The organism is Psychrobacter sp. Ps6 (assembly GCF_022129235.1).
Classification (GTDB): domain Bacteria; phylum Pseudomonadota; class Gammaproteobacteria; order Pseudomonadales; family Moraxellaceae; genus Psychrobacter.
The window spans coordinates 485055-497715 of sequence record NZ_JADQAI010000001.1; the positions used below are offsets into that span (position 1 = coordinate 485055).

A 12661-nucleotide genomic window follows, 5' to 3' on the forward strand; every position below is an offset into this window, starting at 1 on the left:
ATGGCGTATATAAGTTTCAAGGCAAAAAACATAAAAAATGCCAATTAATGCCACAATTTACAATAATAACTGCTATTTTCTATAGTTAATCGATAACTACTGGCCACTCAGGGTTTGGGAGTTGCGTTTTTTGGGAAGGACTCCTAACATAACAATAAAATAAGGATGAGAGATACTATGACTGCATTTGCCGATAATACTAATAACCAGCTAACGAGCGACGATTCAATCAGCCATGATGATATCAATAATATGGCTGATATCAGCTACCAGTTCGATTTTGCCCGTTTTTCTGAGCATTTGGTTGATGTGTCATTAACCTTTACAGCAACCTCAGCCGCGCCTCAACTTTGGCTACCAGCATGGATACCAGGCAGTTATCTGATGCGTGAGTTTGCTCGCAACATCACCGCTGTGCATTATCGAATAACAGACAGCCAAATCAAAGAAGGTGACGAGCTTTCTGAAACTTATCGTGCACAAAAGGTAGATAAACATACGTGGCAGCTGCCAACGGTTCAGACAGGGCAGAGGGTAGATGTTGAGTATGAAGTCTACTGTTATGACCTATCGGTACGTACCGCTTATGTCGATCAGCAGCGTCTATATGGTAATTTTACATCGCTCGCACTCGCGGTCGATGGGCAAGAGCAGATTCCTGTACAAGTCAGCTTGATTGTCCCAGAGTCGTTTTTGATAGATAAAGATGAGAGTAATGTGCTGTTGGCATGTGGCTTGGCATCTACGCATCTGCGTGTTGATGGTCAGAGCGAAGATAAACGGCACTGTTATCAATTACAGGCAGACAGTTATCATGAGCTGATTGATTATCCTTTTGAGATTGCAGCACAGAATAAATTTGATTTTATTATTCAAGACAATCAGCATCAGACACTTCATCACAGTTTTTATCTCTCAGGCAAGCATAGCGCTAACATGGGTAGACTACAGCAAGACGTCACTCAAATTTGCCAAACCTATCTAGATTGGTTGGGAGATGCACCATTCAACGAGTACACCTTTATGACGTTTGCCAGTGGTCAGGACTATGGCGGGCTGGAGCATATCAACTCCACTAGTCTGATTACCCCGCGCCGTGACTTACCAAATGCTGATGAGCCAAAAATACCAAGCACTGATTATCAGCGGTTTTTGGGCTTATGCAGTCATGAGTATTTTCACTCGTGGTGGGTCAAAACCGTGCGTCCCGATGTCATGATCAATGTTGACTTACGCCGTGAAGCGTTCACTCCGATGCTTTGGGTATTTGAAGGATTTACGTCTTATATCGATGATTTTATGCTGCAAGCATCTGGCGTGATCGATAAGTCAAACTATCTCAGGTTACTAGCGGAACAAATCAATCGCTATTATCAAACGCCTGGACGCGATAACCAAAGTGTCGCCGAGTCGAGTTTTGATGCTTGGATTAAATTGTACCGAACGGATGAAAACACCGGTAATGCAGGTATCAGCTATTACAATAAAGGCGCATTGGTGGCGCTGTGTCTGGATTTAATGTTGCTAAAAAATACCAATAATCGCTATCGGTTGTTTGATGTAATCAAAGCGTTCTACACGCAAGCAAAGCAAAATGACAGCAAGCGCATCGGCATCAATAGCGCGGATATGGGCGACGTGATTGGGCAGTTTATGCCGATAGCGGAATGGGAAGATTTTGAACGCCGTTACGTCAACGGCGTAGAGGAGCTGCCGATTGAGGCGTTGCTGCTCGCAAACGGTGTCAAAATGCAGGTCAATACTAAAGAAACCGCTGATAAGCATGTCCCATGGGGGATGCGCTGCAATGAGACACCCGCTGGACTCAAAATCAATCGCGTGAACCGCAGTAGTGTTGCTGCCAAAGCAGGTATCTCAGCCCATGACGTCATTATCGCGATTGATGGCATCAAGGCGGATAGTAAGCAGCTAGCATCGCTGAGTAATGCAGAGCATCTCGTTGAGTGTCATTTGTTTCGTCGTGATGAGTTGATGTGTGTGCAAGTGCAACCTAGTGAGCTGCAACAGCAAGACAGTGAGGAAGTTATCGGAAAAGCGTTCCCTCATAAAGTCAGCCTACACATAGTAAAAGGCGATAAAGCGCTAGAGGACAATGGTGATAAAACGCAAGAAGAGGCAAATTGGGAGACATGGCTTGATGTCATGAAGCGTCAGCCAGAATAGCGGCAGTGGGTTGTACAGGCAAAAAAGTAAAACCCCTTGATAAGCAAACATGTTTATCAAGGGGCTCACATCATAGTTGATAGGTTTTTTGATGTTCTCAATCAATATTTAGCAGAAAATAACCATACAAATAGCCGATTTCACATTTTTATACTGAATTGATTGCTACTGCTCTTTGCTTTTATTATCAGAGTTCTCACTGGCAGACTTCTCGTTTACAGTAGTGTCGCCATTAGGCTCGACAGCCTCAGCGTTATCGTTTTCAACATCGCTCGTCGCTTCAAGCGCGGCAATCCAGTTTTGCATGAGCTCAATCTCTACTTGCTGAGTATCGATGATATGCTGTGCCAGTTGACGCATTTCTTCATCAGTACCATATTCGAGCTCGATTTTTGCCATATCTACGGCGCCAATATGGTGCGGTAGCATGCCACGTGCAAATGCCATATCCGGCATAGGATCAGCAATACCCAATGTCATCTCACCATGCATGTTTTCCATACCCTTAGCGTAGGCCTGTTGCATAGCAGCGGTATTGGGCTTAGGTTTGGCTGCGTCAGGATGGCTAGCAAGCCATTTGTTTAGGATATCAATCTCAGCTTGCTGCGCTGTAATGATGTCTTGGGCAAGCTGGCGCATGGCATCATCTGTACCGTATTTTAGCTGAATTTTTGCCATATCTATCGCGCCGCGATGATGCCCAAGCATGCCTTTGGCAAACGCAGTATCAGGATCGTTATAACTCATACCGATCATCATCTCGTCATGCATACTGGTCATGGACTTTGTGTAGTCTTTGAGCATATCCGTCATCTGAGCATCATCTGTGACGTTTTCGCTATCTACCGATGTATCGTGGCTCATATTCTCATGCTCAGCATGAGTCATGTCAGTCATTGGCGGGGTGGCTTCTTCTACAGGCGCTGATTGACTATCTGCTGCTGGCTGACACGCACTTAATAGCAGTGCAGCAGACATGCCAGTGGCCAACAGAACAAAACGATGAGAAGCAATCATGATATATCCCTACTATAAGAAGACCAAATGATAAATAAATGAGGTCTATTTTACATAACTAATGACGTGCTGAATCTTAACAGATAAACCTTACCCATTCGAGACGCTACGTTTAACAAGACGTAATATATTTACTTTAAATGAAAATATATGTCGGTAGCTAAGCGTTTAGACGTAACAAACTAATAGCTAATACCCAATTGCTGATAGTGCTCACTAGTTAAGTGAATACGCACAAACTCGCCAACTGCTATGTCACCCAATTCAAACCCTGCCACCGACCAACGTATCAAACGCAGACAGGGCAGACCAACATGCGCGGTCATGCGTCTGACTTGACGGTTTTTGCCTTCATAAATTGTCAGCATCAACCATGAGTCCGGTACACTTTTACGCTCACGTATCGGCGGATGACGTTGCCAGAGAGCCATCGGTAGCTCATCTTCACTGACGTGTTTGACTTCAGCAGGCAGAGTTTTGCCATCTTTGAGAGTCACGCCACGTTTAAGCTGACCAAGTTGCTCAGCAGTAGGAATGCCCTCAACCTGTACCAAATAAGTCTTACCTTGCTTACGTCCAGCATTGGCTTTTGGCGGATGGGTAATCGCTTTATTGACTCGGCCATCATCGGTCAAAACAAGTAGCCCTTCGGACGTTGCATCAAGCCTACCAGCAACTCGCAAAGACTTATCAGTAAAGTACTGCGATAGGGTGGCGTGGTCATTGTTGCTATCGTCTCTGAACTGACTTTGCACCCCATAAGGCTTATTGAACAAGATGAGACTAGAAGTCGGCATAAAGTGATATTTCCTGAAAGTAAATGAGTGATTAGCAGTCTTAGCGTATGTTTGATCAAGCAAAGTCAGTACTAAAAAATAAGAACAGAGATATCGTGTTTGACGTACGCTGTGCGATGTATGTTGCTACAAAAGTAGGACAGCAACCGCGCAAATTTACTGCTACTCTAAATCCATATTTTTGTAGGGGTGTTTATATTTTTGATAGTAATAAATCTATTATCTGTAAGATGAAATGATGGTTCAGCCCTTTATCTTACTACTATTATTAAGACAATATATTATAACTCTTCAGAGATCATAATATTATAGATCCTATATTTTATTAATAATTTTTAAATTTTATATGTAATATTTCTTATTGATTTAGCCAATAATCTAGATTTAATAATGAGCAGTTTCTATACACAGTTTTAGATTGTATTTACATCAATTCGTACGTTTTTAATTTGAAGCTATTTTTTAGTATCGTTCAATCCAATGCTGCAAGTGTCTCACACATCGGATTCTGTTTAGCCAATAAGCGTCTAAAACGCGACCATTATAATAGAAAAGCTAGCATAACAAAGTGTTCAGTTCGCTTGCGACGTATAACTACCACTAAGGAGTTTTATCCATGTCATATGATAAGGTCATCGTACCAAGAGACGGCGAAAAAGTAACCGTAAATGCTGATTTGTCGCTAAATGTGCCCAATCATCCGATTATCCCGTTCATTGAAGGCGACGGCATTGGGGTGGATATCACACCTGTCATGATAAAGGTGGTCGATGCGGCGGTCGATAAAGCCTACCACGGTAAAAAATCAATTATCTGGATGGAAGCTTACTTGGGCGAAAAAGCAGCCAAAATATATGACGGTGAATATTTACCAAGTGAGACATTAGAGATTTTAAAAGACTATGTCATCAGTATCAAGGGACCGTTGACCACGCCAGTGGGTGGTGGCTTTAGTTCGTTGAATGTGGCTGTACGTCAAAATCTTGATCTGTATGTCTGTCAGCGCCCAGTACGCTGGTTTAAAGGCGTACCAAGCCCAGTACAGCATCCTGAGCTGACCAATATGGTGATCTTCCGTGAAAACACAGAAGATATCTACACAGGTATCGAGTGGAAAGCAGGCAGTGATGATGCCAAAAAAGTCATCAATTTCTTAAGAGAGGAGATGGGTGTGACCAGCATTCGCTTCCCTGAAGACTGCGGCATCGGTATCAAGCCTGTCTCAAAAGAAGGCTCGCAGCGCCTAGTACGTAAAGCCATTCAGCATGCTATCGATAATGACTTGCCAAATGTGACCCTCGTGCATAAAGGCAATATCATGAAATTTACGGAAGGCGCGTTTAAAGATTGGGGATACGAGTTGGCAGCAGAGCGTTTTGATGCTGAGCCATTGGATGGTGGTCCATGGATGACGATGAAAAATCCCAAAACGGGTAATGACATCATCATCAAAGATGTGATCGCTGATGCTTTCTTGCAGCAGATTCTGATGCGTCCAGCAGATTACTCCGTAGTGGCAACACTCAACCTAAACGGTGACTATATCTCTGACGCGCTAGCGGCGGAAGTAGGCGGTATCGGTATTGCCCCAGGTGCCAACAAAGGCGGCGCAATCGCTGTCTATGAAGCGACGCACGGTACTGCGCCTAAGTATGCTGGTCAGAATAAAGTAAACCCAGGCTCATTGATATTGTCTGCGGAAATGATGCTGCGTGATATGGGTTGGTGTGAGGCGGCGGATCTCGTCATCAGTGGCATTCAAGGCGCGATCGCAAATAAGACGGTCACTTATGACTTTGAGCGTCTGATGCCAGATGCTATTTTGCTCAGTACTTCTGAGTTTGGTAAAGCCATTATCAAGCACATGGATGCGTAATCGCATCAGTGCCTAAAACGTTAAACTCTATTAGATTTATTCAAGGCCATTTACTGATGTAGGTGGTTTTTTTATGCATTTGAAATGAATAGATAGAGGCAAGTTGTTTATTATCATTTTGAGATAGGCACAAAAAAACACCTCAACGTTCTAAGACGGCTGAGGTGTTTTGTTTGCTAAGACTTAAACCTACCTAACCGATCTAGGTATAAAAACCAGAGCGATTAGGATTAATGGTTCAAGAGCAATTGCTTATTACTTATAGCGATGCCAAGGCTTCGTTAAACAAAGTGCTTGGACGCATGGCTTTTTTAGCCAACTCTTCATCAGCATAGTAGTAGCCTTTGATGTCTACTGGCTTGCCTTGAGCGTCGTTAAGCTCTTTGACAATCGCATCTTCGTTTTCTTTTAGCTTTTGTGCAAATGGCGTGAATTGCGCTTTTAACTCACTATCTTGATCTTGCGCGGCCAGCTCTTCAGCCCAATATAGCGCTAGATAGAAGTGACTGCCACGGTTGTCGAGCTCACCTGTTTTGCGTGATGGCGACTTGTCATTCAGCAGCAGTTTTTCTGTCGCTGTATCTAGCGTGTCCGCCAAGACTTGAGCTTTAGCATTGTTGTCGTTGCTTGCCAAATGCTCCAAAGAGACATTCAAGGCCAAAAACTCACCGAGTGAATCCCAACGTAGATGGTTTTCTTCGGTTAGCTGCTCAACATGCTTTGGTGCAGAACCGCCAGCACCCGTCTCAAACAAGCCGCCGCCTTTCATGAGTGGCACAACCGATAGCATCTTAGCACTGGTACCAAGCTCTAGGATTGGGAATAAGTCGGTTAAGTAATCACGTAAGATGTTACCAGTCGCAGAGATCGTATCAAGGCCACGAGCGACGCGCTCTAGGGTATAACGCATGGCGCGAACCTGAGACATGATTTCGATGTGTAAACCGTCAGTATCATGATCTTTTAGATACATTTTAACTTTTTTGATGAGCTCGTTCTCATGTGGACGGTATGGGTCGAGCCAAAAGATAACAGGCGTATTTGATTCACGGGCACGGCGTACGGCAAGTTTCACCCAATCTTGGATAGGCTCATCTTTAACCTGACACATGCGCCAGATATCACCTTTTTCAACACGTTTTTCGAGCAATACTTCATCGGTATCCACGTCGACGATACGAGCAATACCAGCATCACTCGATTCAAAAGTCTTATCGTGTGAGCCGTACTCTTCTGCTTTTTGTGCCATTAGGCCGACGTTTGGTACGGTACCCATGGTGGTTGGATCAAAGTTACCATGCCACTTGCAGAAGTTGATCATTTCTTGGTAAATACGAGCAAAGGTAGACTCTGGCATGACTGCTTTACAATCATACATTTTGCCATCAGCGCCCCACATTTTACCACCTGAACGAATCATCGCTGGCATAGAGGCATCGACGATGACATCGCTTGGTGAATGGAAGTTGGTGATACCTTTGGCCGAATCAACCATGGCCAGACGTGGACGATGCTCCTGACAAGCATGCAGATCACGCTCAATTTCTTCACGCGTTGAGGTTGGCAAAGTAGCAATCTTGTCGTATAGATCGGCCATACCGTTGTTGACGTTGATACCAAGCTCATCAAAGAGTTCGCCATGTTTTTCAAACGCTTCTTTGTAGTAAATTCGAACCGCATGACCAAACACGATGGGGTGTGAGACTTTCATCATGGTGGCTTTGACGTGCAATGAGAACAAGATGCCCGCTTCGCGGCAATCTTCCATTTCACGCTCATAGAATTCAAGCAAGGCTTTTTTGCTCATGACCATCAGGTCGATGACTTCTTTATCCAGCAAAGCAATTTTAGGTTTTAGTACTTTTTGGGTGCCATCGTCAAGTAGCAAGTCCATGCGTACGGTACGAGCTTTATCTAACGTCATAGATTGCTCGCCATCATAGAAATCGCCGCCATGCATGTGTGATACGTGCGTGCTTGACCATTGCTTCCATTCACCCATTGAGTGTGGATGTTTGCGAGCATAGTTTTTGACGGCTTTTGGTGCACGGCGATCCGAGTTACCTTCACGTAGTACTGGGTTGACGGCACTGCCTAAGCTCTTACCATAGCGCTTACGTAGCTCTTTTTCTTCATCCGTCTGTGGATCTTCTGGGAAGTTAGGAATAGCATAGCCTTTACCTTGTAGCTCTTTGATAGCGGCTTTTAACTGCTGGACAGAGGCACTGATATTTGGCAGTTTGATGATGTTGGTATTTGGGTCTTGAGTCAGGCGACCAAGTTCTGCTAAGTTATCAGGAACACGCTGTTCTTCCGTCAAGTATTCAGGAAATTCGGCCAATATACGTGCTGCAACAGAGATGTCACTGGTTTCAACTTCGACACCTGCGGTCTTAGTGAACGCTTCTACAATAGGTAAAAAAGACAGCGTCGCAAGCGCTGGGGCTTCGTCAGTTTTGGTATAAATAATTTTTGACATTTTATTTAGTTCTTCCTTTAGTTGTCGTTAATAATAAAGCTCAAATATAGTGTTGAATATGAGTCAATGATACTATGCAATGCTCAATGATATCGTTCGAACAAGTACGTCGTATGTAGCTGCTTAGCAATATTTAAGTTAGCAATATTCAAGTTTGATAAAACATTTTCTTTTACTGATGTTCACTACGAGGGTATTCTCAGACGGCACGTTGACTGCTTGACGAAACCGCCAGAAAGCAAGTCGCTGACGATATATTATAATAAATCCACTATAAATTCGAGAGGATGTCAATCACGTACCATGAACTAAGTATACTGTTTTCGCTCATATCTTAGGGTTTCAAATTATACTAAGCTGGTAGTGACGTTATTTTAACAGTCATCTGTTGCGATATCATCTTTTCGGTACAATGAATATGTTTCATCGGTTTCTGTCATGCTCTAGATAGCCAAACAAGCATAATCCTAAAAACCACCAATGTCACTATTGGTGGTTTTTTATTGTGACTCAAAAAACTTTGCAAATTGTGACAGCAAAATAGCAAAAATTTGCTAGGCTAGGTCATCAATAGATAGATTATCTATACAAAATATAGTGACGGTTAATATGAGTTTAGAGTATGCGCTGATTAATGATACCAGTTGGCAGAGCCAGACCGATTGGCAAACGCCAGACACGCCTTTTATGTCATTTGCTTTTTGGCAGGCGCTTGCCGATACGGGCGCGATTGGAGAGCAGGCAGGGTGGCTACCGATATTTATTTTGGTACATCGTGTCGACGATGCGGCTGAGGATGCCGCATTGCAACCAGTCGCGGTAATGCCAGTATTTATAAAAGGCCATCATCGCGGTGAGTTTGTATTTGATCATTCATGGGCAGAGGCATATGCGCGCTACGGACTCGACTACTATCCAAGATTGGTCACCAGCGTGCCATATACACCGATTACCGGTCAGCGTCTTTGGTTGGCAAAAGGCGAGCGCTTAAATGAGGATATCTTCAAAACAGCCATCGCGGGTATCGATGATATCGCTCAGCAAGTCGGCGCCTCAAGCTGGCATGGGCTATTTGTCACACCTAATCTAGCCTCTATTGCCACCACATCAATGCCTACGGAGATTGATATAGAGCGTGCGCTAGCGGCCCAAGAGAGCGGCGTAGAGTCCGCGCCTATCGAAATGCCGATATTCGAGCGTCAAGGCTGTCAGTTCTTATGGCAAAATAAAGACCTGCTCAATAACAGCCAACCATTTGCGAATTTTGATGCGTTTTTAATGACATTAAAAGCCAAAAAGCGCAAAACCATACGAGCGGAGCGTCGTAAAGTGGCTGAGCAAGGCATTAGCTGCCAGCGAAAAATCGGTGATGATATTAGCGATGCAGACTGGAAGGCATTTTATCACTGTTATGTGATGACCTATGCCGTGCGCGGACAGCAGCCTTATCTGACGCTCGACTTTTTTATGGCATTGGCAGCAAGTATGTCTGAAAATATTATGCTCGCGCAAGCACTTGATGCCGATGGTGAGATTATCGCCAGTAGCCTGTTCTTATATGACACACCTGATAGTAATAGCGACAACGACAGTGTTGATAGCGATGTTAATAACGATGTTGATAATAATGCAACCTTGTACGGTCGATACTGGGGTGCGCTTGGTGAGTATGATAGCTTGCACTTCGAGCTGTGCTATTATCAAGGCATTGAGTTCGCCATTGAGCAGGGGCTAGCGTCCTTTGATCCAGGTACGCAAGGCGAGCATAAATTGGTTCGCGGGTTTATCCCAACGACGACGCACTCGCTCCACCGCATTTATGATCCGCGTTTTGTCCCTGCGATTGGCGATTTTTGTGCCAGAGATCGGATGCATATGGCACAATATCGCCAGCAAGCCCATGAGGCACTACCATTTAACGCAGACAATATGCCAGCCTTTGATACGCTTCATTGATATACACCGTTAATTAATAATAGCCTTCAGGCATTTACTTTACACATTTCACGATTAGCCGTTAACTATGTCCAGTAACTCTCTTACTCCTACCACGTCTCTACCTCCTGCTGAACTAGTATCGTGGCTCAATGCCGAAGGGTCGCTCACAGCCATGCTAGAAGAGAAGGCGGGGCAGCCGTTACGAGTGGAGCGTAGCTTTGAGGGCTATCGGCTGTTGACGCTGCAACAAAAGCGACAATTGGGTCTACAAGGCTCAGCGCTAAATCGTCCACTGCTGGCGTGGATACGTGAAGTACTGTTATACGGCAATGACAAGCAGCCATGGGTCGGTGCGCAAAGCATCTTTCCGCTATCAAGCCTAAAAGGTAACGCGCGACGCTTGCAGCAGCTAAAAGGTATGCCCATCGGTTATGTATTATTTAAACGTCGCCGTACACTGCCAAACCAGCGATTTGTGCGACAAACAAGCGACGGCTGGCAACGGCAAACGCGCTATGACTGGTATGGCCGCTCATTACTTATCAGCGAAACCTTTTTGCCTGCGTTTTTGTCCAGTGGTACTTAAAAACATTTTATTTTTATATAAACACAAAAAGGATTAGGGTTAAGAATTTGCATTGAGTAAATCCTTTATTTAAATGGCTATTTATCTGTGTTATATCGCCATTTAATTTGCTCATCTTAAGGTGGGCTTTTTTGCGCTCATCGTACAAATTTTCATGTTACACTTACGCTTTCGTGATGATATCGATGCAAATGTATATCGATTTTATTGACGGATCGGTCAAGTTAATGGCAAGCCAATTGCCTGTGTTTATTCTTATTTCAATTTTTGCTAATAGACTCATTCACAATAGTGGTCATACCATAAAACAGCGTGCAGAGGTATCGATCGTACTTCAAGCGACGTTGACGCAGTGGTCGTTTGGTTGTGAGCAGGCTATCAGCTTCTTTCCAAAGAAATTTTTCAATGACAGTCACTACTTAGGACATTACTATGTTTAAAGATATTTCTATCAAAGAGTTTGATCCCGTACTTGCTGAAGCGATGGCCGCAGAAAGCGTTCGTCAAGAAAATCACATCGAGTTGATTGCCTCTGAAAACTACTGCTCACAAGCAGTGATGGAAGCGCAAGGCACTGATTTGACCAACAAATACGCTGAAGGCTATCCTGGTAAGCGTTATTACGGTGGCTGTGAGCATGTAGATGTCATTGAACAATTGGCCATTGACCGTGCAAAAGAGCTGTTTGGTGCTGAGTATGTCAACGTCCAGCCACATTCAGGCAGCCAAGCAAACTCTGCTGTATTTTTAGCATTGCTAGAAGCCAATGACACGGTACTGGGCATGAGTCTAGACGCAGGTGGTCACTTGACGCATGGCGCACACATTAACTTCTCAGGTCTGAACTACAATGCCGTACAGTATGGATTGGTCGATGGCACTGGTCTTATTGACTATGATCAAGTAGAAGCGCTAGCACGTGAGCACAAGCCAAAAATGATCATCGCGGGTTTCTCAGCCTATTCACAAGTGGTCGATTGGCAGCGTTTCCGTGACATCGCTGACGAAGTAGGCGCGTATTTACTAGTAGATATGGCGCACGTTGCTGGTCTTGTTGCGGGCGGCGTCTATCCAAGCCCAATACCTTTTGCAGATGTAGCTACCACCACCACGCACAAAACCCTACGTGGCCCGCGTTCAGGTATGATCTTGTCGCGTGATGAAAAGCTTGCCAAAAAGCTAAACTCTGCCGTATTCCCAGGCAACCAAGGTGGCCCGTTGATGCACGTCATCGCGGCAAAAGCGGTTTGCTTTAAAGAAGCGTTAGAAGACAACTTCAAAACCTATCAGCAGCAAGTCGTGAAAAACGCACAAGCGATGGCAAAAGTCATCCAAGAGCGTGGCTACGAAATCATCTCTGGTGGTACTGAAAACCATCTCATGCTGATCAGCCTAGTGAAGCAAGAAATGACCGGTAAAGAAGCCGACAAATGGCTTGGTGATGCACATATCACTGTGAACAAAAACGCTGTGCCAAACGATCCAAAATCACCGTTTGTCACCTCTGGTATTCGTATCGGTACACCAGCCATTACTACTCGCGGCTTCAACGAAGCGCAAGCAGCTGATTTGGCAGGTTGGATCTGTGACGTACTAGACAGCCGCGGTGATGAAGCAGTTGCAGCAGAAGTACGCGGTAAGGTAGAAGTAATCTGTAAAGAGCTACCAGTATACGAAAAAAACCAGTAAGTATTAACTGACTCTTTTTGAGAGTTGTATAATAAAAAACCGCTTAGTGATCTAACTGAGCGGTTTTTTGTTTGTTTTATTAAAACCATAAGGAG

9 protein-coding genes are annotated in these 12661 nt (G+C 44.4%); 6 read left to right on the forward strand and 3 right to left on the reverse strand.

Annotated features, from left to right (window positions below; translation table 11 throughout):
* Positions 1-177 precede the first annotated feature (177 nt).
* The gene (locus I3255_RS02070) at positions 178-2184 is read left to right on the forward strand and encodes a M61 family peptidase (RefSeq protein ID WP_238036319.1); all 2007 of its coding nucleotides are present in this window, start codon (positions 178-180) and stop codon (positions 2182-2184) included.
* Between the two features lie 165 nt (positions 2185-2349).
* On the opposite strand, the gene I3255_RS02075 is transcribed toward I3255_RS02070, so the two are convergent.
* Both I3255_RS02075 and I3255_RS02080 read right to left on the reverse strand, forming a co-directional pair.
* Positions 2350-3201, reverse strand: coding sequence for a DUF305 domain-containing protein (locus I3255_RS02075; RefSeq protein ID WP_238036320.1), 852 nt, complete (start codon positions 3199-3201; stop codon positions 2350-2352).
* 182 nt (positions 3202-3383) lie between these two features.
* A complete protein-coding gene (locus I3255_RS02080) occupies positions 3384-3998 on the reverse strand; it encodes a pseudouridine synthase (protein ID WP_238036321.1) in 615 nt (204 codons plus the stop codon).
* A 616-nt stretch (positions 3999-4614) separates the two neighbouring features.
* Here I3255_RS02080 and icd point away from each other — a divergent pair.
* Entirely contained in the window at positions 4615-5874 is a 1260-nt protein-coding gene (gene icd / locus I3255_RS02085; protein ID WP_238036322.1) for an NADP-dependent isocitrate dehydrogenase, read from the forward strand.
* A gap of 259 nt (positions 5875-6133) precedes the next feature.
* On the opposite strand, the gene I3255_RS02090 is transcribed toward icd, so the two are convergent.
* Positions 6134-8353 carry an NADP-dependent isocitrate dehydrogenase gene (locus I3255_RS02090; RefSeq protein WP_238036323.1) on the reverse strand — a complete coding sequence of 740 codons (2220 nt, stop codon included), beginning with the start codon at positions 8351-8353 and terminating at the stop codon, positions 6134-6136.
* A gap of 609 nt (positions 8354-8962) precedes the next feature.
* Between I3255_RS02090 and I3255_RS02095 the strand changes: the two genes are divergently transcribed.
* The 4 genes from I3255_RS02095 (at position 8963) to glyA (ending at position 12566) form a co-directional block, all read left to right on the forward strand.
* Positions 8963-10309 (forward strand): GNAT family N-acetyltransferase, encoded by a 1347-nt coding sequence (locus I3255_RS02095; protein WP_238036324.1) that lies wholly within the window; start codon positions 8963-8965, stop codon positions 10307-10309.
* 67 nt (positions 10310-10376) lie between these two features.
* Complete coding sequence (locus tag I3255_RS02100) at positions 10377-10877, forward strand: chorismate lyase (RefSeq protein ID WP_238036325.1); 501 nt, start codon at positions 10377-10379, stop codon at positions 10875-10877.
* 185 nt (positions 10878-11062) lie between these two features.
* Positions 11063-11317: a hypothetical protein gene (locus tag I3255_RS02105; protein ID WP_238036326.1), complete on the forward strand. Its 255-nt coding sequence runs from the start codon at positions 11063-11065 to the stop codon at positions 11315-11317.
* Positions 11310-12566, forward strand: a complete 1257-nt coding sequence (gene glyA, locus I3255_RS02110; RefSeq protein WP_238036329.1) for a serine hydroxymethyltransferase — start codon at positions 11310-11312, stop codon at positions 12564-12566. Before I3255_RS02105 ends, glyA begins: the two co-directional genes overlap by 8 nt.
* The last annotated feature ends 95 nt before the right edge of the window (positions 12567-12661 follow it).